The organism is Edwardsiella anguillarum ET080813 (assembly GCF_000264765.2).
GTDB classification, from domain to species: domain Bacteria; phylum Pseudomonadota; class Gammaproteobacteria; order Enterobacterales; family Enterobacteriaceae; genus Edwardsiella; species Edwardsiella anguillarum.
Window position 1 is genome coordinate 1,644,515 of record NZ_CP006664.1, and the last position, 26,086, is coordinate 1,670,600.

The 26,086-nt window shown below is 57.3% G+C and carries 22 protein-coding genes, 4 tRNA genes and 3 rRNA genes; 10 read left to right on the forward strand and 19 right to left on the reverse strand.

Going from position 1 to position 26,086, the window contains the following annotated elements:
• Position 1: 1 nt before the first annotated feature.
• Entirely contained in the window at positions 2-748 is a 747-nt protein-coding gene (fpr, locus tag ETEE_RS07375) for a ferredoxin--NADP(+) reductase (RefSeq protein ID WP_034164057.1), read from the forward strand.
• A 40-nt stretch (positions 749-788) separates the two neighbouring features.
• Here fpr and ETEE_RS07380 read toward each other — a convergent pair whose 3' ends face one another.
• Positions 789-1,220, reverse strand: coding sequence for a DUF805 domain-containing protein (locus ETEE_RS07380; RefSeq protein ID WP_034164059.1), 432 nt, complete (start codon positions 1,218-1,220; stop codon positions 789-791).
• 161 nt (positions 1,221-1,381) lie between these two features.
• Here ETEE_RS07380 and ETEE_RS07385 point away from each other — a divergent pair, with 161 nt between their 5' ends.
• Together ETEE_RS07385 and tpiA are read left to right on the forward strand one after the other, a co-directional pair.
• On the forward strand, positions 1,382-2,011 hold the full coding sequence (locus ETEE_RS07385; protein ID WP_034164060.1) for a DUF1454 family protein: 630 nt from the start codon (positions 1,382-1,384) through the stop codon (positions 2,009-2,011).
• A 125-nt stretch (positions 2,012-2,136) separates the two neighbouring features.
• Positions 2,137-2,901, forward strand: a complete 765-nt coding sequence (gene tpiA / locus ETEE_RS07390) for a triose-phosphate isomerase (protein WP_034164061.1) — start codon at positions 2,137-2,139, stop codon at positions 2,899-2,901.
• A 129-nt stretch (positions 2,902-3,030) separates the two neighbouring features.
• On the opposite strand, the gene pfkA is transcribed toward tpiA, so the two are convergent.
• From pfkA to cpxP, 3 genes are all read right to left on the reverse strand, one after another.
• Complete coding sequence (gene pfkA, locus ETEE_RS07395) at positions 3,031-3,993, reverse strand: 6-phosphofructokinase (RefSeq protein WP_034164062.1); 963 nt, start codon at positions 3,991-3,993, stop codon at positions 3,031-3,033.
• 298 nt (positions 3,994-4,291) lie between these two features.
• Positions 4,292-5,194 carry a CDF family cation-efflux transporter FieF gene (gene fieF / locus ETEE_RS07400; protein WP_034164063.1) on the reverse strand — a complete coding sequence of 301 codons (903 nt, stop codon included), beginning with the start codon at positions 5,192-5,194 and terminating at the stop codon, positions 4,292-4,294.
• Between the two features lie 133 nt (positions 5,195-5,327).
• The gene (gene cpxP, locus ETEE_RS07405; RefSeq protein WP_034164064.1) at positions 5,328-5,807 is read right to left on the reverse strand and encodes a cell-envelope stress modulator CpxP; all 480 of its coding nucleotides are present in this window, start codon (positions 5,805-5,807) and stop codon (positions 5,328-5,330) included.
• 149 nt (positions 5,808-5,956) lie between these two features.
• Between cpxP and cpxR the strand changes: the two genes are divergently transcribed.
• From cpxR to trmL, 3 genes are read left to right on the forward strand one after another with little or no spacing between them, the layout of a single operon-like run.
• Positions 5,957-6,655, forward strand: a complete 699-nt coding sequence (cpxR, locus tag ETEE_RS07410) for an envelope stress response regulator transcription factor CpxR (RefSeq protein WP_012850247.1) — start codon at positions 5,957-5,959, stop codon at positions 6,653-6,655.
• A complete protein-coding gene (cpxA, locus tag ETEE_RS07415; protein ID WP_034164065.1) occupies positions 6,652-8,040 on the forward strand; it encodes an envelope stress sensor histidine kinase CpxA in 1,389 nt (462 codons plus the stop codon). The genes cpxR and cpxA overlap by 4 nt, the downstream gene beginning before the upstream one ends.
• Before the next feature lie 42 nt (positions 8,041-8,082).
• Positions 8,083-8,556, forward strand: coding sequence for a tRNA (uridine(34)/cytosine(34)/5-carboxymethylaminomethyluridine(34)-2'-O)-methyltransferase TrmL (gene trmL, locus ETEE_RS07420; RefSeq protein WP_034164066.1), 474 nt, complete (start codon positions 8,083-8,085; stop codon positions 8,554-8,556).
• Positions 8,557-8,605: 49 nt separating this feature from the next.
• Here trmL and cysE read toward each other — a convergent pair whose 3' ends face one another.
• From cysE to ETEE_RS07445, 5 genes are all read right to left on the reverse strand, one after another.
• Positions 8,606-9,427, reverse strand: a complete 822-nt coding sequence (gene cysE / locus ETEE_RS07425) for a serine O-acetyltransferase (RefSeq protein WP_034164067.1) — start codon at positions 9,425-9,427, stop codon at positions 8,606-8,608.
• Between the two features lie 289 nt (positions 9,428-9,716).
• On the reverse strand, positions 9,717-10,733 hold the full coding sequence (gpsA, locus tag ETEE_RS07430) for an NAD(P)H-dependent glycerol-3-phosphate dehydrogenase (protein WP_034164069.1): 1,017 nt from the start codon (positions 10,731-10,733) through the stop codon (positions 9,717-9,719).
• On the reverse strand, positions 10,733-11,194 hold the full coding sequence (gene secB, locus ETEE_RS07435) for a protein-export chaperone SecB (protein ID WP_034164070.1): 462 nt from the start codon (positions 11,192-11,194) through the stop codon (positions 10,733-10,735). Before secB ends, gpsA begins: the two co-directional genes overlap by 1 nt.
• A gap of 56 nt (positions 11,195-11,250) precedes the next feature.
• The gene (gene grxC / locus ETEE_RS07440; protein ID WP_034164071.1) at positions 11,251-11,499 is read right to left on the reverse strand and encodes a glutaredoxin 3; all 249 of its coding nucleotides are present in this window, start codon (positions 11,497-11,499) and stop codon (positions 11,251-11,253) included.
• A gap of 24 nt (positions 11,500-11,523) precedes the next feature.
• Positions 11,524-11,955: a rhodanese-like domain-containing protein gene (locus tag ETEE_RS07445; protein WP_015462555.1), complete on the reverse strand. Its 432-nt coding sequence runs from the start codon at positions 11,953-11,955 to the stop codon at positions 11,524-11,526.
• A gap of 385 nt (positions 11,956-12,340) precedes the next feature.
• Between ETEE_RS07445 and gpmM the strand changes: the two genes are divergently transcribed.
• Genes gpmM through ETEE_RS07460 form a run of 3 tightly spaced genes read left to right on the forward strand, consistent with a single transcriptional unit; the run spans position 12,341 to position 16,230 of the window.
• A complete protein-coding gene (gpmM, locus tag ETEE_RS07450) occupies positions 12,341-13,885 on the forward strand; it encodes a 2,3-bisphosphoglycerate-independent phosphoglycerate mutase (RefSeq protein WP_034164073.1) in 1,545 nt (514 codons plus the stop codon).
• Positions 13,886-13,894: 9 nt separating this feature from the next.
• Entirely contained in the window at positions 13,895-15,247 is a 1,353-nt protein-coding gene (gene envC / locus ETEE_RS07455) for a murein hydrolase activator EnvC (protein ID WP_034164074.1), read from the forward strand.
• 53 nt (positions 15,248-15,300) lie between these two features.
• Complete coding sequence (locus ETEE_RS07460) at positions 15,301-16,230, forward strand: divergent polysaccharide deacetylase family protein (RefSeq protein WP_034164075.1); 930 nt, start codon at positions 15,301-15,303, stop codon at positions 16,228-16,230.
• A gap of 39 nt (positions 16,231-16,269) precedes the next feature.
• On the opposite strand, the gene ETEE_RS07465 is transcribed toward ETEE_RS07460, so the two are convergent.
• A complete protein-coding gene (locus ETEE_RS07465) occupies positions 16,270-16,608 on the reverse strand; it encodes a MaoP family protein (RefSeq protein WP_012850258.1) in 339 nt (112 codons plus the stop codon).
• A gap of 119 nt (positions 16,609-16,727) precedes the next feature.
• Here ETEE_RS07465 and hdfR point away from each other — a divergent pair, with 119 nt between their 5' ends.
• Positions 16,728-17,549 carry an HTH-type transcriptional regulator HdfR gene (gene hdfR / locus ETEE_RS07470; RefSeq protein WP_034164076.1) on the forward strand — a complete coding sequence of 274 codons (822 nt, stop codon included), beginning with the start codon at positions 16,728-16,730 and terminating at the stop codon, positions 17,547-17,549.
• Positions 17,550-17,644: 95 nt separating this feature from the next.
• Here the strand turns inward: hdfR and ETEE_RS07475 are convergent.
• From ETEE_RS07475 to btuB, 9 genes are all read right to left on the reverse strand, one after another.
• Positions 17,645-17,720: transfer RNA gene (locus tag ETEE_RS07475), tRNA-Trp, on the reverse strand.
• An 8-nt stretch (positions 17,721-17,728) separates the two neighbouring features.
• Positions 17,729-17,805 (reverse strand) — tRNA-Asp (locus ETEE_RS07480).
• Between the two features lie 47 nt (positions 17,806-17,852).
• Positions 17,853-17,968: ribosomal RNA gene (gene rrf / locus ETEE_RS07485) — 5S ribosomal RNA — on the reverse strand.
• A gap of 90 nt (positions 17,969-18,058) precedes the next feature.
• Positions 18,059-20,966, reverse strand: a 23S ribosomal RNA gene (locus ETEE_RS07490).
• Positions 20,967-21,127: 161 nt separating this feature from the next.
• Positions 21,128-21,203, reverse strand: a tRNA-Ala gene (locus ETEE_RS07495).
• Positions 21,204-21,258: 55 nt separating this feature from the next.
• Positions 21,259-21,335, reverse strand: a tRNA-Ile gene (locus tag ETEE_RS07500).
• Between the two features lie 69 nt (positions 21,336-21,404).
• Positions 21,405-22,948 (reverse strand): 16S ribosomal RNA (locus ETEE_RS07505).
• The 16S, 23S and 5S rRNA genes sit together here with 4 tRNA genes alongside, the layout of an rRNA operon.
• Positions 22,949-23,332: 384 nt before the next feature.
• A complete protein-coding gene (gene murI, locus ETEE_RS07510) occupies positions 23,333-24,196 on the reverse strand; it encodes a glutamate racemase (RefSeq protein WP_034165413.1) in 864 nt (287 codons plus the stop codon).
• Entirely contained in the window at positions 24,141-25,988 is a 1,848-nt protein-coding gene (gene btuB / locus ETEE_RS07515; RefSeq protein WP_034165414.1) for a TonB-dependent vitamin B12 receptor BtuB, read from the reverse strand. Before btuB ends, murI begins: the two co-directional genes overlap by 56 nt.
• Between the last annotated feature and the right edge of the window lie 98 nt (positions 25,989-26,086).

The following is a 26,086-nucleotide window of genomic DNA, read 5'->3' on the forward strand; positions in this document are numbered from 1 at the left end:
TATGGCCGAATGGGTAACGGGCACCATCACACAGGTTCAGCACTGGACCGATAAACTGTTCAGTATTCAGTTGCAGGCGCCCATCAAGCCGTTTCAGGCCGGGCAATTTGGCAAGCTGGGGATGGATATCGGCGGCGAACGCGTTCAGCGCGCCTACTCCTTCGTCAATCCGCCAAGCAGCGACACGCTAGAGTTTTATCTGGTCACGGTACCGGACGGACTGCTCAGCCCGCGCCTGGCGGCGCTACAGCCGGGCGATACCCTGCTGGTCAGCGATGAAGCCAACGGCTTTTTTGTGCTGGATGAGGTTCCGGACTGCGGGACGCTGTGGATGCTGGCCACCGGCACCGCGCTCGGGCCCTATCTGTCCATGCTGGAAGAGGGCTACGACCTGACCCGCTTTGACCATCTGGTGCTGGTACACGCCGTCCGCCACGCCGCCGATCTCAGCTACCTGCCGCAGATGCAGCATCTGGCGCAGCGCTACGGCGGTAAGCTGTGCATCCAGGCCGTCGTCAGCCGCGAGGCGGCGCCCGGCGCCCTGCAGGGGCGTATCCCCGATCTGATCGCCAGCGGCGCGCTGGAGGCTGCCGTTGGCCTGCCGATCAGCGCAGAGGAGAGCCACGTCATGCTGTGTGGGAACCCTCAGATGGTACGAGATACGCAGCAGCTGCTGAAAGAGACCCGCGCGATGCGCAAGCATCTGCGCCGCAAACCGGGCCAGATCACCAGCGAACACTACTGGTGATACGTCTGACGCCGGGACTTTCCGGCGTCGTCCCTCCGGCTTACGCTCCGATGCGGCGCCAGTTCAGCGCCGGCGGCGGAGGTCCATAGCGGTTATCGCCCGCCGAACCAACGAAGACACCGCAGTCCAGCAGCAGCATGACGTAGATCAGCAGCGGCAAAAATCGCCCCAGCGCCCATGTCCACAGCCCGCCCAGGATCTCCCAGTTCCCGGCGGCCAGTATCCACGCCACCACCGCCAGCAGCGCCCACCACCCCGACTTATTGCGATCGTGCAGACGCTTGACCCATACCGCAGCCGTGGGCCACAGCGAGAGAACCAATAGAAACGCCGCGGCCTGTAACGGGATCAGCGCCGCACCGGCCAGAGAGAACAGCGCCAGCAGCAGCAGCGCCCAGACGCCCATCCAAATCCAGAATGCCTGACGGCCCAGGCGGCCGCGCAGAGAAAAACACCACTGTTGTAGGCCCATCACTCATCCTTTTGTCGTTCGGTTCAGTCAACAGAGCGGCGCAGTGTACCCGATCCCGGCGCCGCATCGCGGAATTTTTACGCACCTTTTTGACAACCGGCGTCAGAAAACGCTTTAATCATCTTTCGGATCGCCATCCCGCTGTATACCGGATCAGAATCATGTCACGGATCACGCTATTATCCCTGTTCTTGCTGGCCTATCAGCCGGCCGTCTATGCCGCACCGCCGCAGACCACCGGAGAGGCGCCTCAGCCCGCACCCTATCTGCGCCCCGGCGCACCGACGTTCGATCTCACCTTGGTCAACTTCCGCGCTCACTATAATCAGGCTTTTCCATCGCTGCCGCTGGAAGAGTACCGCGCCATCAGCGTCAGAGATGAAAATCTGCCGCTGACCCGGGCCGCGACGCGCATCAATGCCGCCGTTTACTCCTCAGTTGTTCTGGAGAAAGGTACCGGCAAAATCAAGAGTCTGCAGATAACTTATCTCCCCCGCGAGGACGGGGAGCGGGGCAAAGGGAAACGGGGCGCCCGCAACGGCGCTGAAACGCCCGATCGCCAGCTGGCTATCCGCTACATGGCCGCCCTGATGCAAAGCTTCTCCCCGACCCTCTCCCCGCAGCAGAGCCTAGAGAAAGCCGCAGAGCTCCTGAGCCGCGGCCGCAGCCAGCCCTATTACAGCCAGCAGGATGGTTCTTTACGCTATGTGGTATCTGATAGCGGTGAAAAAGGCATTACTTTCGCTGTTGAACCGATTAAGCTTTCACTATCAGAGGATGCTGGATCCTGAGGTCCCTAGCCATTTGATGATGGAAAACAAAGTGTCTGACGCCCAAGATTTTTATACTGTCAGACCGAATATGCCGACAAGGCGAGTTGATTTCGATTATGTGTTTCCCAATTGGAGGAAAGAAAATGCGTCAACCATTAGTTATGGGTAACTGGAAACTGAACGGTAGCCGCCACATGGTTCATGAACTGGTTGCCGCCCTGCGCGGTGAACTGAGCGACGTTGCAAACTGCGATGTCGCCATCGCCCCGCCGGCAGTCTATCTGGATATGGCCGCCCACGAACTGGCCGGTAGCCGTATCGCCCTCGGTGCCCAGGACGTCGGTATCAATGCCTCCGGCGCATTCACCGGAGAAATCTCCGCAGCGATGCTGAAAGACATCGGTGCCAAATACATCATCATTGGTCACTCAGAGCGCCGTACCTACCACAAAGAAGGCGACGCGTTCATCGCAGAAAAATTTGCCGCGCTGAAAGAAGCCGGTCTGATCCCGGTACTGTGCATCGGTGAGACGGAAGCCGAAAACGAAGCCGGAAAAACGGAAGAGGTCTGCGCCCGCCAGCTGGATGCCGTACTGAAAACCATGGGTGCCCAGGTGTTTAAAGGCACCGTTATCGCCTATGAACCGGTATGGGCCATCGGCACCGGCAAATCTGCCACGCCGGAACAGGCTCAGGCGGTACACAAATTTATCCGCGATCACGTTGCCAAGCACGACGCTGAAGCCGCACAGGACGTCATCATCCAGTACGGCGGCTCTGTCAACGCAGCCAATGCGGCCGATCTGTTCAAGCAGCCGGATATCGACGGTGCGCTGGTCGGCGGGGCCTCACTGAAGGCCGACGCGTTCGCCACCATCGTGCGCGCTGCCGCCGCCGCTAAAGCCTAAAGCGCCGCTCTGTCAGCGCCGAATGCAACGGCTCCCGATGGGAGCCGTTTTTTTTGGCAGCGTCCGCGCACCGTTCATAAAAAAGCCCCGCACGCGGGGCCCTGTGAGGCAGAGGCGCTACAAGCGCCGTTAGAACAGTATCTTGGCAGTATCCAGCCAATCGCCCTTAAACGGACGCTTCATATTTTCAACCGCATCGATGATGTCGTGATGCACCAGCTTTTCGTTCTGGATCCCCACGCAGCGGCCGCCGTATCCCTGCAGCAGCAGCTCAATGGAGTAGGCTCCCATGCGGGACGCAAGGATACGGTCATAGGCCACCGGCGCACCGCCGCGCTGGATATGTCCCAGTACGGTCGAGCGAGTTTCGCGGCCGGTCTCCTGTTCGATAAACTTGGCCAGCTCATCCACATCACAGATATGCTCGGTGATGGCAACGATAGCGTGCTTCTTGCCTTTAGTGATGCCGGCCTGAATCTCTTCGACCAGCTCTTCGCGCTTGAATTCCACCTCCGGCAGCACGATATATTCGCAGCCGCCGGCGATCGCCGCCGCCAGCGTCAGGTCGCCACAGTAGCGCCCCATCACCTCGACGATGGAGATACGCTGGTGTGAAGAGGAGGTATCGCGCAGACGGTCAATGGCCTCCACAACAGTTTCCAGCGCCGTAAAATACCCGATGGTGTAATCGGTGCCGGCCACATCGTTATCGATAGTTCCCGGCAGGCCAATACAGGGGAATCCCATCTCGGTCAGGCGCTTAGCCCCCAGATAAGAACCGTCGCCGCCGATCACCACCAGCGCATCCAAGCCAAACTCACGCATATTCTCTACGGCCTTTTCACGCACTTTCTCGTCGCGAAACTCCGGGAAGCGGGCTGAGCCAAGGAAAGTGCCGCCGCGGTTGATCACGTCGGAAACGCTATAGCGATCCAGTTGTTCAATGCGTCCTTCATACAGACCGAGGTAGCCATCATGGATGCCGTAAACGTCTAACCCTTTGGATAAGGCCGCACGCACGACGCCGCGGATGGCCGCGTTCATGCCCGGCGCATCACCGCCACTGGTCAAAACACCGATTTTTTTGATCATGACTACCTCTGAGCTTGTGGATACTATTTCTTAGGAATGGCTTGGCGCGTACAACCCTGGCCCCGGCCGTCGGGAATGGCGACGGCCTACGCGACACCCCACGCTTGCCCATCGCCAGCACCGCTGGCCGTGGACTCCGCCTGCTGGTACAGAAAATGAACACTCAATTTAATTACTGTGTAATATTATAGCAAAGTAATCAAGCTGAATTGATTCAGGTCAGCCCACTACATGGTAAATATTTTACTGCGCGAAAAAAATAGCCGCGCTGTAACCCGGCTCACAAACTGGTATTTTTTTAGCTCTCCCACAGCCCTTTTTGTTCAGCGGGAACCACCGAGGTAGGATCCTGATGAATAATCACATCCGCGGCGGGGAAGTGCTGCAGGAGATCGTGCTCAACGCCGTCGGCGATAGCATGAGCATCTACCAACGGCAGCGTATCGTCCATCTCTAGATGTAACTGAATAAAACGGGTTGGGCCGGACTGGCGGGTACGCAGATCGTGTACGCCCAGGACGCCGCGGTGCTCGCGGACAATACGGACGATCAGATGCCGCTCCTCGGGGCTCAGAGCCCGATCGAGCAGGGACTGCACCGCATCGTACCCCATACGCAGGGCGCTGTAGAGGATATAGACCCCGATCCCCAGCGCGAACAGCGCGTCAGCCCTGGCCACACCGTACCAGCTCAATCCCAGAGAGACCAGAATGGCCCCGTTCATCAACACGTCGGACTGGTAATGCAGCATGTCGGCGCGCACCGCTTGACTCTGGGTCCTACGTACCACCCAGCGTTGAAAGGTCACCAGCGCCAGGGGACACACCAGCGCAAACGCCGTAACCCAAATCCCGGCGCCGGGATCGTTCATCGGCTCCGGCTTGAGCAGGTGCTGGAAACCGGTCAGGAACAGGAACAGCGCGGAACCACAGATGAACATACTCTGTGCCAGCGCGGCCAGCGACTCGGCCTTGCCGTGGCCAAAGGTATGATCCTTATCCGCCGGCTGCAGGGCGTAGCGGATCACCAGCAGATTGGTCAACGAGGCCGCGATATCGACCAGCGAGTCCACCAGCGACGCCAGCAGGCTGACCGACCCGGTATGCCACCAGGCTAAAATTTTCAAAATCAGCAAGATAGTGGCTGTCGCCGTCGCGCTAAGCGCGGCCACCTTCACCAATCGAGCATATTGCTGATGCATAGTTCACCCAAAGGTTGTTTAATCAGCCGCCCAGTATAGCGAATTACAGACAAAAAAAAGCCCCGCCATCATGGCGGGGAAGACAGGGATGGTGTCTATGGCAAGGAAAAACAGGGTGCTACTCGGTCGTACACTACTTCTGGGCAGAAGTATTCTGCATGTACGCTATCTGCTGCTGCCAACCGGCAATTTTCTGCTGATAGCGTGCGTTTAACTGGGACTTCTGATCCGGCGTGAGGAGGTTAAACATCATATTGCGTATCCGGGCCATTTCGACCTGGCGGATCACGCTCTCCTGCGCCATCTTCTCAGCCAGGGCTTTCACCGCGGCCTCATCAAAATTTTCTGTCGTCACCAGGCGATGCATGGCTTCGATATCATGCAGCTTTATGCTCGAAAAACCGTGACGCGTCGTCTGCATTAAATCCCGCATCTGCTGACGCTGTCGTTCAGTAAGGTTCACACCATCAAACATGTAGTTATGATCCATACTCTGTTGCATCATATCGTTACCCTGATGCCAGCGACATACCGGTTCACCTTCATCGGCGTATACAGCGACGGAGGTCATCATAAACAGGACGGCCATGGTCAGGGTTGCAGTTTTATGCATCTCTCACTCCTAAGTACCGGCCCGCTCATTGAATCGATGTATGTAGTCTACCCATACAGCTGAAAACATGCGTCAGGGGATGTAAAACTAAGTAAAGTCATGGATTAGCGGCATTTGATATCGTATTTTGCGTCAGGAGGTAACACCCAATGAATAAGATATTACTGGTTGATGACGATCGCGAACTGACGTCGCTTCTGCAAGAGCTTCTTGATCTTGAAGGATTTGAAGTCATCGTCGCTCACGATGGTGAGCAGGCATTGGCGATGCTGGACGCCAGCATCGATCTGCTGCTGCTGGATGTCATGATGCCGAAGAAAAACGGTATCGATACCCTCAAAGAGCTGCGTCAACACCACCAGACGCCGGTTATTATGCTCACCGCCCGCGGCAGCGAGCTCGACAGGGTGCTGGGGCTGGAGTTGGGCGCAGACGACTACCTGCCGAAACCCTTTAATGACCGCGAACTGGTTGCCCGTATTCGGGCTATCCTGCGCCGCTCTAACTGGAATGAACAACAGCAAAACAGCGATAGCGGTGCGCCGATCCTACAGGTCGATCGCCTGCAGCTGAATCCCGGCCGCCAAGAGGCCAGCTTTGACGGCCAGCCCCTGGAACTCACCGGCACCGAATTTACTCTGCTGTACCTGCTGGCACAGCATCTGGGGCAGGTTGTATCGCGCGAACATCTTAGCCAGGAGGTCTTGGGTAAACGTCTGACCCCCTTCGATCGCGCCATCGACATGCATATCTCTAACCTCCGCCGCAAACTGCCGGAGCGCCAGGATGGCCAGCCGTGGTTTAAAACGCTGCGCGGGCGCGGCTATCTGATGGTATCCGTTTCATGATCAATAGCCTGACGGCGCGTATTTTTGCCATTTTTTGGCTGACGCTGGCGCTGGTACTGATGGTGGTACTGATGCTGCCCAAGCTCGACTCACGCCAGATAACCAGTCTTCTGGACAGTGAGCGACGCCAGGGCGTCATGCTGGAGCAGCACGTAGAAGCCGAGCTGGCCGTCGACCCCCCAAACGATCTGCTGTGGTGGCGGCGCCTGTTCCGCGCCATCGATAAATGGTCTCCGCCGGGGCAGCGCCTGCTGCTGGTGACCAGTGAAGGACGGGTGATCGGGGCCCAGCGCAACGAGATGCAGATCGTGCGTAACTTTATCGGCCAGTCCGACAATGCCGATCACCCCAAGAAGAAAAAATATGGGCGCCTGGAGATCCTGGGCCCCTTTCCGATCCGCGACGGCGAGGACAACTACCAGCTGTATCTGATCCGTCCCGCTAACAGCCCGCAGTCCGACTTTGTAAACCTGCTGTTCGATCGTCCGCTGCTGCTGTTGCTCGTCACCATGCTGATCAGCTCACCGCTGCTGCTGTGGCTGGCGTGGAGTCTGGCCAGCCCGGCGCGTAAGCTGAAAATGGCGGCGGATGAGGTCGCCAGCGGGAGCCTGCGTCAGCACCCTGAGCTGGAGTCCGGGCCACAGGAGTTTTTGGCCACCGGGGTCAGCTTCAACCAGATGGTCAGCGCCCTTGAGGGGATGGTGAAGGCGCAGCAGCGTCTGATCTCCGATATCTCTCACGAGCTGCGTACACCGTTGACCCGGCTACAGCTGGCCACGGCCCTGATGCGCCGGCGCCACGGCGAGTACAGCGAGCTGGCGCGTATTGAAACCGAGGCTCTGCGCCTGGACAGCATGATCAACGATCTGCTGGCGCTGTCGCGCAACCAGCACAAAACCGAGCTGGAGCGGGAGCCCCTGCGAGCGGATGAGCTGTGGTCTGACGTATTGGATAACGCCAGCTTCGAAGCCGAACAGCGCGGCAAAAAGCTGGAGGTCACCGCCCCTCCCGGCCCATGGCCGCTATTCGGCAGCCACTCGGCGCTGGACAGCGCGTTCGAAAATATCGTACGCAACGCCCTGCGCTACTCCAACCACCATATCGCGATCCACTTCAGCTGTGATGGACTCGGGATCACCATCCACGTAGACGATGACGGTCCGGGCGTCGCTCCCCAGGATCGTGAGCAGATCTTCCGCCCGTTCTATCGTACCGATGAGGCGCGCGATCGCGAGTCCGGCGGCACCGGGCTGGGGCTAGCGATCGTCTCTACGGTGGTTGAACAGCACCATGGCTGGGTGCGGGCCGAGGACAGCCCGCTGGGCGGTCTGCGCCTGACGCTGTGGCTACCGCTCTCCACGCGCAGCAGCGCGGGCAAAGCCTGACGCGCTGCGCTATACTGCGCCCCCTGACATCTGGGGGCGCAAATGCTGAATATCGTACTCTTCGAACCTGAAATTCCACCCAACACCGGTAACATCATCCGACTGTGTGCCAATACCGGCTTTCACCTGCACCTGATAGAGCCCCTGGGCTTTACCTGGGACGATAAGCGCCTGCGCCGCGCCGGGCTGGACTACCATGAGTTCGCCAGCATTCGCCGTCACCATAACTATTCGGCCTTCCTCGGCGGTGAAAAACCGACGCGGCTGTTCGCTCTAACGACCAAGGGAACCCCGGCCCACAGCGAGGTGACCTATCGCGACGGCGACTACCTGCTCTTTGGCCCGGAGACCCGCGGCCTGCCGGCCACGATCCTAGACAGCCTGCCGGCAGCGCAGAAAATCCGCATCCCCATGCTGGCCAGTAGCCGCAGCATGAACCTGTCTAACGCGGTTTCCGTCGTCGTGTATGAGGCGTGGCGCCAGCTGGGCTATCCCGGCGCCCTGCGGCGTCAATAACGCGCGAGGGACGTCATAGACGTCCCTCTCACGGTACAATCGACCTCGGTTAAATACCGCTGCCGTCCGCAAAGTCATGGCTGCTGCCGTTAAAGCGCTGATCCATGTCCATGGATGGCTTATCGCTCTCCGGACGGCCGACGATCCGCGCCGGAACGCCCGCCACCGTCGTATGGTCGGGTACCGGGTGCAGCACCACGGACCCTGCGCCGATCTTGGCACCGCGTCCCACCTCGATATTACCCAGAATTTTAGCACCCGCACCGATCATCACCCCTTCACGGATCTTAGGATGACGATCGCCGCACTCTTTCCCGGTACCGCCCAGCGTCACTGACTGCAGGATCGAGACATCATTCTCCACGACCGCCGTTTCACCGATAACAATCCCGGTGGCATGATCGAGCATGATCCCGCAGCCAATGCGCGCTGCCGGATGAATATCGACGCCAAAGGCCACCGAGATCTGATTCTGCAGATAAATAGCCAGAGCTCGCCGCTCCTGGCGCCATAGCCAGTGTCCAATACGATAGGCCTGCAGCGCATGAAACCCTTTGAGGTACAGCAGCGGCGTCGAATACTTATCTACCGCCGGATCGCGCTGGCGAACCGCCAGGATATCGCGCGCGGCATACTCCACCATGCTGGGATCGGCGCGATAGGCCTCTTCGGCCACTTCACGGATCGCGATAGCCGGCATAATCGGATCAGCTAATTTATTAGCCAAAATATAGCTCAAGGCACCGGACAGGTTTTCATGCTTCAGCAAGGTGGCATGGAAAAAACTGGCCAGCATCGGCTCGCACTCCGCCAGTCCCCGAGCCTCTGTTTTAATATTTTGCCAGATGATTTCCAATTCTTCTGTCGACATGATATTGCTCCCATCCTCGTAGTAGGCGGCGGCCGATGCGAATAACAGATCCTCTGCGCTCCCTCCGTCACGTCAGACGCACAGGCCTGTCGCCGCCGAAATAGCGACGCTGCCGGGAGAGTCACCCAGCCGGGGTAAAGAGAGAATGGAGAAAATCTGACGATAAATGATGTAATTAATCAGACGCGGTGGCGCCCGGTCAAGGGGAGAGTGATGATTATCCCGAGAGACTCACACCCTGAGAGGAAAGAGCGGGTATCCGCCGGCCCGGCAGATACCCGCCAACGTATCACCGGGCATTTTCATCCCGGCTGGCGCGCCCCAGCAACGAGAGCGCCGCCTCACGAACATCCTTATGGCGATACAACACCTGATAGATCTGCTCGGTGATCGGCATCTCCACGCCATAGCGCTGCGCCAGCGACATCACTTCTTTGGTGTTGCGGTAACCCTCGACTACCTGACCTATCTGCGTCTGGGCCTCATCGACGCCCATCCCCTGCCCCAGCATGATGCCAAAGCGGCGGTTGCGCGACTGATTGTCGGTACAGGTCAACACCAGATCACCCAGGCCGGCCATCCCCATAAAGGTCGCCGGATCGGCGCCAAGAGCAACCCCTAACCGACTCATTTCAGCAAGACCGCGGGTGATCAGGGCCGTACGGGCATTGGCGCCAAAGCCGATGCCATCCGACATACCGGCACCGATAGCGATAACGTTTTTGACCGCACCGCCCAGCTGTACGCCGATGAAGTCCGGGTTACGATAGACGCGGAAGCTCTTGCCGCAGTGCAGCAGCTGCTGTAGCGCCTCGGCAAACGCCGCGTCCTGAGAGGCCACGGCGATCGCCGTCGGCAACCCCGCCGCCAGCTCTTTGGCAAAGGTCGGCCCGGAGATCACCGCCAGCGGAATATCCGGCCCCAGCGCCTCACGCGCCACGTCCTGCAATAAACGCCCGGTTTCCGCCTCCAGCCCCTTGGTTGCCCACACCAGTCGCGCATCCGGCCTCAGGTGGGGACGCAACTGACGCAATACGTCACCAAACACGTGGCTCGGCACGACCACGAGGACATCGCGGCTGGCTGACAGCGCACGGGACAAATCCGTCTCCAGCGACAGCGTGTCAGGGAAACGGACGTCCGGCAAAAAGGCTTGATTGCAGCGTGCAGCCTCCAGCGCCGCGATGTGCGCTGGATCGTGCCCCCACAGCACCACCGGGTGCCCGTTACGGGCCAGCGTAATGGCCAATGCGGTGCCGTAAGAACCGGCACCGATAACGGCCATGGAAGCGACAGGCGTTGTCATTACGCTTCCTGAGTCGGCTCTTCGCCGGCCTGCTGCTGCAGATAGCTCATGAACAGCGCGTCAAAGTTAACCGGTGCCAGGTTCAGCTGCGGGAAGGTGCCGCGGGCCACCAGGTTAGTGATGCATTCGCGGGCGTATGGGAACAGGATATTCGGGCAGTAGGCGCCCAGGCAGTGAGCCATCTGGGTACCTTCGATGCCGGCGATGGTAAAGATACCCGCCTGCTGGACTTCACACAGAAACGCCGTTTCGTCACCCATGGTCGCGGTAACCGTCACGCGCAGAACCACTTCAAACACCCCATCAGCCAGCTGGTTGGAGGCCGTATCCAAATCCAGTTTCACCTCCGGCTGCCACTCTTTCTGGAAAACGGCCGGTGCGTTCGGCGCTTCAAAGGAGATATCCTTCGTGTAGATACGCTGGATCTGGAAGGACATTTCAGTGTTATTTTGTTCAGACATGGTTGGTTCCTAATCTTTAGGTAATGGGGTAATCCCTATCAAACATCAATGCCGGTTTACAGCAGCGGGTCAAGTTCACCGCGGGCATCCAGCGCGTGCAGGTCATCACAGCCACCAATATGACGCCCGTCGATAAAAATCTGCGGTACGGTAGTACGGCCGCTACGCGCGATCATCTCCTCGCGCTTTTCCGAGTTTGCATCGATAGCGATCTCGTCAAACCCGGCGCCCTTGGCCGTCAGCAGCGCCTTGGCGCGCAGGCAAAATGGGCAGGTCGCTTTGGTATAAATTTCAACGTTGGCCATGATGACTCCTCAGTCAATATCTGCTTATTTACCGCGGGCTAAGGGCAGATTATCACCCTGCCAGCCGGCGATACCGTCTTTCAGAGAATATACCTGCGCAAACCCGGCGTTAACCAAATGCTCGCCGGACTGACGGGAGGTCATACCGTTAGCACACACGACGATCACCGGCTGTGACTTATGCTTATCTAGCTCACCAAGGCTACCGCTCTTCAGCTCGCTCGGCGTCAGGTTTACGGCGTTGGCGATATGCCCTTTGCGGTACTCTTCACGCGTCCGGGTATCGACGACAACGGCGTCTTCTTTATTGATCAGATGGGTCGCCTGGCCGCGACTCACCTCTTTCACTTTAGAGAAACGGCTTTTAAGGGTCATGACGACAACCGCCACAAACAGCACAATCCACGCCACGCTCAGCACGGGGTGGGCAGTGACGAATTGCATAATCTCTTGCATTTGCATGGGGGGTTACTACTCCCGATCGGTTAAGGGCTAAATCAAAGGATCAGAGTATACCTTTGCCTCGCTCCAAATACAGCCGATTACCGAGCGCCGGGCGCTGAAACTGCGGCCTGGCACGAAAATTTACCCCGGGCCATCGCCTCACCCGCGTCGGGACGGGACACAAAAGGGCTTCCCTTGATCTTTCTGCAGCCAATCCGCCATGGATTGTAGTAAAATTACGCTAATTCACGACAGAATAGCCGTGTATATTGGGTTGTGTCCCGCCTCTTTCCGCACTGCGCCTGCCGCTCGCGCCGACTGGACAGCGCTGGCGTAGTCCACACCGCGTGTGCACGGCTATTCATTCTTGAACTTATCAACATATGAGGTTGTTGCAATGTCGAACGCCAAAAAACCGATGGTTCTGGTGATCCTTGACGGCTATGGTTACCGTGAAGATCAGCAGGACAACGCAATTCTCAACGCTAAGCGTCCGGTGATGAACCGCCTGTGGGCTGAATATCCGCATACGCTGATCTCCGCATCCGGTCTGGATGTCGGCCTGCCGGATGGTCAGATGGGCAACTCCGAAGTCGGTCATGTCAACCTGGGCGCCGGGCGCATCGTATACCAGGATCTGACCCGTCTGGACAAAGAGATCAAAGAGGGCGACTTCTACAGCAATGCCGCGCTGACCCACGCCGTGGATGATGCCGTTGCCGCCGGTAAGGCAGTACACATCATGGGCCTGATGTCCCCTGGCGGAGTACACAGCCACGAAGACCATATCCTGGCGATGGTAGATCTGGCAGCCCAGCGCGGCGCAGAGGCCATCTATCTGCACGCTTTCCTCGATGGTCGCGACACCCCGCCGCGTAGTGCGGAATCAACACTGAAACGATTCACTGACCATTTCGCCGAGCTCGGCAAAGGGCGCATCGCCTCGCTGATCGGCCGTTACTACGCCATGGATCGCGACAACCGTTGGGATCGTGTCGAGCTGGCCTACGATCTGTTGACCGACGCCAAGGGTGAATTCCACGCCGATAATGCCATCGATGGGCTGCAGGCTGCTTATGCCCGCGGTGAAAATGACGAGTTTGTTAAGCCGACCGTCATCCGCGCCGCAGGCCAGGCCGACGCCGCAATGCAGGATGGCGACGCGCTGATTTTCATGAACTTCCGCGCCGACCGCGCACGTCAGATCACCCGCGCCTTCGTGAACGCTGACTTCGACGGCTTCACCCGCCGCAAAACCGTTAAGCTGGGCAGCTTTGTCATGCTGACCGAGTATGCCGCCGACATCAAGACCGAATGCGCCTACCCGCCGGCCTCGCTGAGCAATACCCTGGGTGAGTGGCTGATGAAGCACAATAAAACCCAGCTGCGCATCTCCGAAACCGAAAAATACGCGCACGTCACCTTCTTCTATAACGGCGGCGTAGAAGATCCATTCAACGGTGAAGATCGCATCCTGATCAACTCACCGAAAGTGGCGACCTACGATCTGCAGCCGGAGATGAGTTCAACCGAGCTGACCGAAAAGCTGCTCTCCGCCATCAGCAGCGGCAAGTATGACACTATCATCTGTAACTATCCGAACGGCGACATGGTTGGCCACACCGGCGTTTACGATGCGGCGATCAAAGCCGTCGAGGCGCTGGACGCCTGTATTGGCCAGGTAGTTGACGCCGTGCAGAAAGCCGACGGTCAGCTGCTGATCACCGCCGACCACGGCAACGCGGAGCTGATGCGCGATCAGGAAAGCGGCCAGCCGTATACGGCGCACACCAACCTGCCGGTACCGCTGATCTACATCGGCAAGCAGGCTAGCGCTGTCGAGGGCGGGAAACTATCCGACATCGCCCCGACCATGCTGACCCTGATGGGGATGGATGTCCCGCAAGAGATGACTGGCAAGCCGCTGTTCATCGTGAAATAATCGATCCCCATGAGGGGAAAAGATCTGTTTCACATGCCCAGCGCAGGCTCAGCGTCATCCGTCGGAAGTACCCCGTGCGCCGCTCCAGCGGCGCACGCGTTCCGCGGCGCCTCGCCCCTGCTGCCCATCTTCTGTGCCGGCGCACTGTTCGCCGGCATCAGCCTTTTCCCCTGCGCCGCATTCAGCGCAGACAGCAACAAACAGCAGCTACAGTCCATCCAGCAGGACATTGCTGAAAAAGAGAAGAGCGTCAAACAGCAGCAGCAGCAGCGCGCATCCCTGCAAGATCAGCTCAAAGCCCAAGAAAAACAAATAGCCCAGGCTGGCAGAGCCCTGCACGATACCCAGGCCGAACTCACCCAGCTTGAGCAGCAGGTCACCGCGCTCAGCACCTCTATCCGCAAACTGCAAAGCAAAGAGAATGGACAGAGTAAGCTATTAGCACAGCAGCTGGATATGGCGTTTCGTCTCGGCCGCCACACTGGGATGCAGGTCCTGCTCAACGGTGAAGAGAGCCAGCGCAGTGAGCGGTTGCTGTCCTATTTCGGCTATCTGAACATCGCCCGGCAGCAGAATATCGCCGCGCTGCAGGAGACCCGCACCGACCTCAGCCAGCAAAAGCGTGAGCTGGAAAGCGCTAAGACCAAGCAAAAAGAGGTTCTGGCTACTCAGCAACAGGCTCAGCAGCTGCTGCAACAGGCGCGCGCCAACCGCCAAAAAACGCTGACGGCGCTGGAGAGCTCTTTGGCCAAAGATCAGCAGCAGCTCGGTGAGCTGCGCCAGAATGAAACTCGCCTGCGCGACAAGATAGCCCGCGCCGAACGAGAGGCCCGTGCCCGAGCCGAACGCGAAGCACGTGAAGCCGCCCGCGTTCGGGCCGAAATGAAAGCAAAAGAAGCCCAGGCCAAGAAAAAAGGCACCACCTATAAACCCAGCGAAAACGAGCGGGCGCTGCTGGCCAGAACAGGCGGCCTGGGACGCCCGGCTGGTCAGGCGATCTGGCCGGTACGGGGACGCACTATCCATGGCTTTGGTGAGCCGTTGCAGGGTGAACTGCGCTGGAAAGGCATGGTCATTGCCGCGCCGGAAGGCAGCGAAGTCCGCGCCATCGCCGACGGCCGCGTATTGCTGGCCGACTGGCTCCAGGGGTATGGGCTGGTGGTTGTCGTTGAACACGGCAAGGGCGACATGAGCCTGTATGGCTATAACCAGAGCGCCTTGGTTAACGTCGGCGCGCAGGTCAAAGCCGGGCAGCCGATTGCGCTGGTCGGTGACAGCGGCGGTCAGGGGCAGTCGGCCCTGTACTTCGAAATTCGTCGTCAGGGGCAGGCGGTGAACCCGCGGCCGTGGCTGGGGCGCTAACGCTGGCATTCATCGCTTCGCCATTACGCTGGTACAGAGAGAAGGAATAAGCCTTGCGCTCACTGATCCGTCTTAGTTCACTGGCGCTGCTTTGCAGCGCACTGGCTGCGCCGGCGCTGGCCGGAAAGCTCGCCATCGTCATCGATGACTTCGGGTATCGCCCCCGCGAAGAAAACCAGGTGCTGGAGATGCCGTTACCCGTTACCATCGCCGTCTTGCCCAATGCGCCCCACGCACGCGAGATGGCGCTACGCGCCCACGCACAGGGGCGCGAGATCTTGATCCACCTACCGATGGCCCCCCTCAGCAAACAGCCGCTTGAGCGCGATACCCTACAGCCCGCCATGAGCGAGGCGGAGATCCAGAGGATTATCCGCCAGGCGGTGGGTAACGTGCCTTATGCCGTCGGCATGAACAACCATATGGGCAGCGCCATGACCTCCAGCCTAACCGGTATGCAAAAAGTCATGCGGGCGCTGGAGCAATACAATTTGCTCTACTTTCTCGACAGCATGACCATTGGCCATAGCCAAGTCAGCAATGCCGCCCAGGGGACAGGTATCAAGGTTATCAAGCGCAAAGTCTTTCTGGATGACGCTCAGAGCGAGAGCGCCATCCGGACGCAGTTCAATCGCGCGATAACCCTCGCGCGGCGCAATGGCTCCGCCATCGCCATCGGTCACCCGCATCCGGCCACGGTACGCGTCCTGCAGCAGATGCTGCGCACCCTGCCGTCGGATATCACCCTGGTCAGGCCCAGCGCCTTACTCAACGAAGCCGCGCGCCCCGATCCGGTACCGTTGGTCAAGCCAGCGCATCCCCCGCTTAAACGTCCCACGTTCGGCGGCATCAGACAGTGCCGGGTACAGCACGCCTCCACGCCGGTTCATGTCTCTCAGGCATGGCAGATCGTGGCTGAAGGGGTTAGGGACACCGAGCCGGTTAAATGGCTGCAGGCGCGCTGGCGCTTCTGGCTGGGATGACAGACATAAAAAGCGGGGCAAACATTGCCCGCTTTTTTATTAATCATCTGACTCGGTATAGTCTTCAGCCCCTTCCATCTGCGGCTTACCGCCGGAGAGCGTATGAAAACGCTTGGGACGACGGATACGGGTGACATACTTCGCCCATACCTTCTCCGCCTCCGTCGCAGGCTGACGCTCACCGCGGCATACGGCAACAAACAGAGCTTCTTCGTCTGTCTGCGCCTCGCGAGTACCGAGATCCAATTCATTAAATGCATACCCAAAACGCTCAAGTAGCTGAGCCTCTTTGATCGTAAAGTCCCCATGACGCGAAAAGCCGCGCGGGTAGTGCTTGTTATCAAAGAAACGATGAGTAGTGTGGAAGCTTTCCGCCATCTGACACGCTCCTAATTCTCTATGGCCGTGCTATTTATGGCGCGGAGTATTAGTTAGCCTTGACAACCTGTAAAACAAAACATTTAAATCATCATGATTAAAATTTTTATGGATACGCCGTGGATACCGAATTACTCAAAACCTTTCTGGAAGTCAGCCGTACCCGCCACTTTGGTAAGGCGGCCGAATCACTGTACCTGACACAGTCCGCCGTCAGCTTCCGCATCCGTCAGTTGGAAAATCAAGTAGGTACCGAGCTATTCACTCGCCACCGCAATAACATTCAGCTCACGCCGGCCGGGCAGACTCTCGTGCCCTATGCAGAGAATCTGATGAATACCTGGCTATTGGCTAAGCAGGAGATGATCAACGCCCGCCAGCATAAGGCGCTGTCACTGGGAGCTCCGGCATTGCTATGGGAGTCTGTGCTGACCGACTGGCTTGCCCGGCTCTACGGCAATCATCCCACGCAGATGCTAGAGGCCCGCACAGGCCAACGCCATATTCATATCCGCCAGTTGCATGAGCGCCATCTGGATCTGCTCATCGCAACCGAAATCCCCAAAGCCGATGAGTTTACAAGCGAACGGGTCGGTGAGTTTACGCTGGGGCTCTATGCCGCCGGCAAAAGTGCGTCGGTACGGCCATTCATCCGCCTCGACTGGGGAGCCGACTTCAGCCCACAGCCCTCGCCGCTGATCGAGAGTGGCGCTCCCCTGCTGGAGAGTAGCTCACTGCTGATAGCCGAGCGTATTCTGCGTCAGCTGCACGCCAGCGCGTTTTTACCCATCTCTTGGGCTGCCAGTGACTTACAGCAGCTAACCCACCCAGAAACGCTAATAAGGCCGATCTATGCCATCTGGCTGCGCAACAGCGACCGTGTAGATGAGATCCACCCCATGGTGCATGATCTGCGCCGTTTTTTGATGCTGAGCGCCTGAGGGCGCCGGTATTATCGCGGTGAAATAACGTCGTGCGAAAACGTTGTTAGGGGAAAAACAAAAAAGCCTTCTGTTTTCACAGAAGGCTTTTTATCTGGCAGGGGCGGAGGGACTCGAACCCCCAACACCCGGTTTTGGAGACCGGTGCTCTACCAATTGAACTACGCCCCTAAATAGGGTGGCGGAACGGACGGGACTCGAACCCGCGACCCCCTGCGTGACAGGCAGGTATTCTAACCAACTGAACTACCGCTCCACCGAATTTTGTATCACACCCGTTTCCGGGGTACTGCTAAATTTGATGCCTGGCAGTTCCCTACTCTCGCATGGGGAGACCCCACACTACCATCGGCGCTACGGCGTTTCACTTCTGAGTTCGGCATGGGGTCAGGTGGAACCACCGCGCTATCGCCGCCAGGCAAATTCTGTTTTACCAACCGCCATCACTGGCCATCGGTTCCAATCTTGAACAAGCTAAATTCGTCTCTCTAAAACACCTTCGGTGTTGTAAGGTTAAGTCTCACGGATCATTAGTACTGGTTAGCTCAACGTATCGCTACGCTTACACACCCAGCCTATCAACGTCTTAGTCTTAAACGTTCCTTCAGTGGACTCAAGGTCCAAGGGAAGACTCATCTCGAGGCAAGTTTCGCGCTTAGATGCTTTCAGCGCTTATCTTTTCCGCACGTAGCTACCGGGCAATGCAATTGGCATCACAACCCGAACACCAGCGGTGCGTCCACTCCGGTCCTCTCGTACTAGGAGCAGCCCCTCTCAATCTTCCAACGCCCACGGCAGATAGGGACCGAACTGTCTCACGACGTTCTAAACCCAGCTCGCGTACCACTTTAAATGGCGAACAGCCATACCCTTGGGACCTACTTCAGCCCCAGGATGTGATGAGCCGACATCGAGGTGCCAAACACCGCCGTCGATATGAACTCTTGGGCGGTATCAGCCTGTTATCCCCGGAGTACCTTTTATCCGTTGAGCGATGGCCCTTCCATTCAGAACCACCGGATCACTAAGACCTGCTTTCGCACCTGCTCGAGCCGTCACTCTCGCAGTCAAGCTAGCTTATGCCTTTGCACTAACCTCCTGATGTCCGACCAGGATTAGCTAACCTTCGTGCTCCTCCGTTACTCTTTGGGAGGAGACCGCCCCAGTCAAACTACCCACCAGACACTGTCCCTACCCCGGATCACGGGGCCAGGTTAGAACATCAAACATTAAAGGGTGGTATTTCAAGGTCGGCTCCATGCAGACTGGCGTCCACACTTCAAAGCCTCCCACCTATCCTACACATCAAGGTTCAATGTTCAGTGTCAAGCTATAGTAAAGGTTCACGGGGTCTTTCCGTCTTGCCGCGGTTACACTGCATCTTCACAGCGAGTTCAATTTCACTGAGTCTCGGGTGGAGACAGCCTGGCCATCATTACGCCATTCGTGCAGGTCGGAACTTACCCGACAAGGAATTTCGCTACCTTAGGACCGTTATAGTTACGGCCGCCGTTTACTGGGGCTTCGATCAAGAGCTTCGCCTTGCGGCTGACCCCATCAATTAACCTTCCAGCACCGGGCAGGCGTCACACCCTATACGTCCACTTTCGTGTTTGCAGAGTGCTGTGTTTTTATTAAACAGTTGCAGCCAGCTGGTATCTTCGACTGGCTTCGGCTCCATCCGCGAGGGACTTCACCTACGTGCCAGCGTGCCTTCTCCCGAAGTTACGGCACCATTTTGCCTAGTTCCTTCACCCGAGTTCTCTCAAGCGCCTTGGTATTCTCTACCTGACCACCTGTGTCGGTTTGGGGTACGATTCAGTGTTATCTGAAGCTTAGAGGCTTTTCCTGGAAGCAGGGCATTAACCACTTCAGCACCGTAGTGCCTCGTCATCACGCCTCAGTGTTAAAGATGACCGGATTTGCCAGGTCATCACACCTACACGCTTAAACCGGGACAACCGTCGCCCGGCCGGTCTAGCCTTCTCCGTCCCCCCTTCGCAATAACACCAAGTACAGGAATATTAACCTGTTTCCCATCGACTACGCCTTTCGGCCTCGCCTTAGGGGTCGACTTACCCTGCCCCGATTAACGTTGGACAGGAACCCTTGGTCTTCCGGCGAGCGGGCTTTTCACCCGCTTTATCGTTACTTATGTCAGCATTCGCACTTCTGATACCTCCAGCAGCCCTCACAGGCCACCTTCAACGGCTTACAGAACGCTCCCCTACCCAACAACGCCTAAGCGTCGCTGCCGCAGCTTCGGTGCATGGTTTAGCCCCGTTACATCTTCCGCGCAGGCCGACTCGACCAGTGAGCTATTACGCTTTCTTTAAATGATGGCTGCTTCTAAGCCAACATCCTGGCTGTCTATGCCTTCCCACATCGTTTCCCACTTAACCATGACTTTGGGACCTTAGCTGGCGGTCTGGGTTGTTTCCCTCTTCACGACGGACGTTAGCACCCGCCGTGTGTCTCCCGTGATAACATTCTTCGGTATTCGTAGTTTGCATCGGGTTGGTAAGTCGGGATGACCCCCTAGCCGAAACAGTGCTCTACCCCCGAAGATGAGTTCACGAGGCGCTACCTAAATAGCTTTCGGGGAGAACCAGCTATCTCCCGGTTTGATTGGCCTTTCACCCCCAGCCACAAGTCATCCGCTAATTTTTCAACATTAGTCGGTTCGGTCCTCCAGTTAGTGTTACCCAACCTTCAACCTGCCCATGGCTAGATCACCGGGTTTCGGGTCTATACCTTGCAACTAGACGCCCAGTTAAGACTCGGTTTCCCTACGGCTCCCCTATTCGGTTAACCTTGCTACAAAATATAAGTCGCTGACCCATTATACAAAAGGTACGCAGTCACACCCCGAAGGATGCTCCCACTGCTTGTACGTACACGGTTTCAGGTTCTATTTCACTCCCCTCGCCGGGGTTCTTTTCGCCTTTCCCTCACGGTACTGGTTCACTATCGGTCAGTCAGGAGTATTTAGCCTTGGAGGATGGTCCCCCCATATTCAGACAGGATAACACGTGTCCCGCCCTACTCATCGAACTCACAGCTGTGCACCTTCGTGTACGGGGCTATCACCCTGTATCGCGCGACTTTCCAGACGCTTCCACTAATGCACAAACTGATTCAGGTTCTGGGCTCTTCCCCGTTCGCTCGCCGCTACTAGGGGAATCTCGGTTGATTTCTTTTCCTCAGGGTACTTAGATGTTTCAGTTCCCCTGGTTCGCCTCGTTAAGCTATGTATTCACTTAACGATAGTGCAACGGATTGCACTGGGTTTCCCCATTCGGACATCGCCGGCTAATAATGCTTCATATCAGCTCACCGACGCTTATCGCAGATTAGCACGTCCTTCATCGCCTCTGACTGCCTAGGCATCCACCGTGTACGCTTAGTCACTTAACCTCACAACCCGAAGATGTTTCACTTCGTGCTGTAAGCATTTGAGAGACTCTCGAATCACTTATTAAAAGCAATTCGATTGTTTTCGAATTTTCAGCTTGTTCCAGATTGTTAAAGAGCAAAATATTTCACAACATGCTGATTTCTCAGTATGTTCTGAAATATGGTGGAGCTATGCGGGATCGAACCGCAGACCTCCTGCGTGCAAAGCAGGCGCTCTCCCAGCTGAGCTATAGCCCCATGACTTTACTGCCGATACCTTATTACCACCGTCCGCTTCACCCAGGAAGGGAGTTGGTAGGCCTGAGTGGACTCGAACCACCGACCTCACCCTTATCAGGGGTGCGCTCTAACCACCTGAGCTACAAGCCTGCATAAGGTATTTGCTCGAACATCTATCAGACAATCTGTGTGAGCACTACACAATTTCGTATCTTCAGGTAAGGAGGTGATCCAACCGCAGGTTCCCCTACGGTTACCTTGTTACGACTTCACCCCAGTCATGAATCACAAAGTGGTAAGCGCCCTCCCGAAGGTTAAGCTACCTACTTCTTTTGCAACCCACTCCCATGGTGTGACGGGCGGTGTGTACAAGGCCCGGGAACGTATTCACCGTGGCATTCTGATCCACGATTACTAGCGATTCCGACTTCATGGAGTCGAGTTGCAGACTCCAATCCGGACTACGACGTACTTTATGAGGTCCGCTTGCTCTCGCGAGGTCGCTTCTCTTTGTATACGCCATTGTAGCACGTGTGTAGCCCTACTCGTAAGGGCCATGATGACTTGACGTCATCCCCACCTTCCTCCAGTTTATCACTGGCAGTCTCCTTTGAGTTCCCGGCCGAACCGCTGGCAACAAAGGATAAGGGTTGCGCTCGTTGCGGGACTTAACCCAACATTTCACAACACGAGCTGACGACAGCCATGCAGCACCTGTCTCAGCGTTCCCGAAGGCACTCCCGTATCTCTACAGGATTCGCTGGATGTCAAGAGTAGGTAAGGTTCTTCGCGTTGCATCGAATTAAACCACATGCTCCACCGCTTGTGCGGGCCCCCGTCAATTCATTTGAGTTTTAACCTTGCGGCCGTACTCCCCAGGCGGTCGATTTAACGCGTTAGCTTCGGAAGCCACGCCTCAAGGGCACAACCTCCAAATCGACATCGTTTACAGCGTGGACTACCAGGGTATCTAATCCTGTTTGCTCCCCACGCTTTCGCACCTGAGCGTCAGTCTTCGTCCAGGAGGCCGCCTTCGCCACCGGTATTCCTCCAGATCTCTACGCATTTCACCGCTACACCTGGAATTCTACCTCCCTCTACGAGACTCTAGCTTGCCAGTCTTGGATGCAGTTCCCAGGTTAAGCCCGGGGATTTCACATCCAACTTAACAAACCGCCTGCGTGCGCTTTACGCCCAGTAATTCCGATTAACGCTTGCACCCTCCGTATTACCGCGGCTGCTGGCACGGAGTTAGCCGGTGCTTCTTCTGTAGGTAACGTCAATTGTGAACGCTATTAACGCTCACACCTTCCTCCCTACTGAAAGTACTTTACAACCCGAAGGCCTTCTTCATACACGCGGCATGGCTGCATCAGGCTTGCGCCCATTGTGCAATATTCCCCACTGCTGCCTCCCGTAGGAGTCTGGACCGTGTCTCAGTTCCAGTGTGGCTGGTCATCCTCTCAGACCAGCTAGGGATCGTCGCCTAGGTGAGCCATTACCTCACCTACTAGCTAATCCCATCTGGGTTCATCTGATGGCATGAGGCCCGAAGGTCCCCCACTTTGGTCTTGCGACGTTATGCGGTATTAGCTACCGTTTCCAGTAGTTATCCCCCTCCATCAGGCAGATCCCCAGACATTACTCACCCGTCCGCCGCTCGTCAGCGGAGAAAGCAAGCTTTCTCCCTGCTACCGCTCGACTTGCATGTGTTAAGCCTGCCGCCAGCGTTCAATCTGAGCCATGATCAAACTCTTCAATTAAAAGCTTGATGCTCAAAGAAATTAAACTGTTTATTCGTAATGAATTAACTGCTGTCACTCTTCAAGACTTTAAATATTTTGGCATTCCGAGGAATGCTTAATACGAATCTTGCGAGTGCCCACACAGATTGTCTGATAATTTGTTAAAGAGCGTCGCCGTGAAAACCCATTGAGTTATCACCGGCGTGGGCTGCGTATATTACGCTTTTCGCCCGCAGAGTCAAGCATTTATTTTTGCTTTCTCTACCTGACTGGGCTACGAGTTGGTCGTTGTTCCCGGTCAGTGGAGGCGCATTATAGGGACTTCTCGCGACGTGACAAGCCCTATTTTCAAAAAAATGAGCCAACCGAATAACTTTTCAGCAACGGCGCCTATTTTGCCGCTTATATACTCAGTTCCCGCAGAGTCTCAAAACCCACCTGACGCAATACCGGCAGCAGGGCGGCCGTCTGAGCATCACACTGCGTCGCATAGGCAACATTACACATATCTTTCCCCGGCAGCGTCGCCTGATTGGCAATCAACCAGGCAACCCGGCGGGCGATCGCGGCACCGGAGTCCACCAAACGGGTGCCGGCGGGCAATACCTGCGCCAGTTCATCGCGCAGCAGCGGGAAATGGGTACATCCCAAGACCACGGTGTCCGGTGGCTCGGCCATCGTCAGCCAGGGCCGCAAAATCGTTCTCAGCCGCTGCAGATCCAGCGCCTCACCGTGCAGCTTTGCCTCCGCCAGCTCGACCAGCTCCGCCGATCCCAACATCTTTATCTGGCAGTCTGTCGCAAAACGGGCGATCAGCTCATGGGTATAGGCCCGCTGCACCGTCGCGCGAGTCGCCAGCAGCCCCACAATGCCGTTGCGGGTTAGCTTGGCCGCCGGCTTAATCGCGGGAACCACGCCCACGACGGGAAAGGGAAAGCGCGCACGCAGCGCAGGCAGCACAATGGTACTGGCGGTATTACATGCGACAACCATCGCCGATAGGGTATGGCGTTGATGCAGCGACGCCACGATGCGCAGCACGCGCTCCGTGATAAACACAGCCTCTTTCTCGCCGTAGGGGAATCCCTGATTGTCAAAGGCATAGATATAGTGGAGATCCGGTAGTAACGCGCGGATCTCCTGATAGACAGAAAGCCCACCGACACCGGAGTCAAACACCAGCACGGTAGGCTTGGCAGTGGCTACATCATCAGAAGGTGTAGCTACCGGAGAGATAATATTCCCGTCCTGCGGTTTGGTAGCCATAAGCGGTTTGATAATTTTTATCCAACAGATTACCAATTCTACCACGAACCGTGAGCTGGGATGTAACCGGATAAGAGGCCGAAATGTCTACCGTGCTGTAGCTGGGCAGCTTACCGCCCGGCGCGCTTTTATCGCTACGGCGGCCGAAATACTGGTAGGCCAGATCCATCCCGAGATCCCAAAGGTTCCAATCCAACTGGTACTTACCCTGATGACGGGAGCGACGCGGCAGCAGGTCTCCGGTTTTATCATCTCGGGGATCAATATATTGCAGGGTCACGCGGTGGCTCAGCGCCCAAGTATCCATACTGCCGACCCACTCGACGCCTTTGATGGTCGCCGAGTCAATATTACTGTACTGTCCGTGTCGGGTGATCGGATCGCTAAAGTAGGTGATCAGGTTGCGAACCTGATTACGGTAGGCCGACAGCTGCCAGTCCAGCGGACCGCTCAGGCCACTCAGCCCCAGCTCCCACTGGCGCGACTCCTCCGGGCGCAGGTTGGGATTGCTTTGTATATCCATACGATCGGAGCCAAATTGCTGCCCCAGCGACGGCGCCAGGAAACCGGTGCCGTAAGAGAGCGTCGCACGGTAGCCGGGGATAAACTCCCAGCCGGCGGCGCTCTGCCAAGTACCGTGCCAGCCAAACTGCTGATCGTTATCGCCCCGACCGGATGCCTCTAGCGTCACTGCGCCCATGCGCTTCTGGCCGCTCAGGTAAAGCCCGCCGTCATAGCGCTGATAGCGCTGCATCCGGGTGCTATCGGACGAGGTGAGACGCTGCTGCTGCCAGTCGGCCCCGGCGCTGAGCATGCCGCTGTCAAAACGGTAGGTATTGCCCCACTGCAGGTTGTACTGCCGCAAATCATCTAGGGAGCTGCCGTTGCCAAAGCGGCCATAGACTGTGCCGTAGTTATAATCCTTAATCTTTTGATAAGCAGCGATCAGCTGCGACGCATAAGCGCCGGCATGATAGCGCAGTCCCATATCGTAGCTGTGGTTGTACAGCTGGCGCAGGGTACCGCTGCTATCGCTGCCGTATTTCCCCGCATCATAGTCAGAGGCTTCGCTGTAGCCATGGCCGCGGACAAAACCAGACCAGGCCTCAGAGAAACGGTGCTCTACCCCGCCCCACAGCACTTTATTACGAAACCCGTCCCGATCGCCGTCAGGCCCATAGGGCGAGTCAGGCTGAACATTAAAGCCGCGGGTCGTCTGAAAAGAGCCCGCCAACGATAGGGTTGTATTTCCCAGCTGCTGACGCCCCCCGGCATCATACTGCTGGTAGTGATTGGTACCGGTGCCCACGCTCAGCTGCGCACCTGGCTCGGCGTCCAGCGTAATGATATTGATAACGCCACCGATGGCTCCGGAGCCATAGACCGCCGAACGCGGCCCGCGGATATATTCGATACGCTGCACCATGGCGAGCGGGATCTGATTCAGCGCAGCCACATTGGTGATGCCGGGGCGAGCCAGAGGGATCCCGTCGACCAAAATCAGCGCCTGTCGCGCCTCTGTACCGCGCAGGTACAGCGAGGAGCTCTGCCCCAAGCCACCGTTCTGGACGATATCGACTCCCGGCAAGCGACGCATGACCTCGTCTAGACTCTTGGACTGCCAGCGGTCGATATCGTCCCGAGTCACAACGTCCATCGGCGCCAGCACCGTCGACACCGGCTGGGTAAAACGACTGGCCGTCACTACCATCTCGCTCTGCGCCGCCTGCGCCTTGACCGACACGGATGCAGCCACCGGAAGCAGCGCGATAACCATATGTTTCTTATTCATTATAATTACCTTCTTTCTCCACCCAAGATAACGGGCCGGCTCCCTGCTGCCTCGCCCAAAAAACAGAGCATTCTACCCAGCGCATCGGCATAGGGATA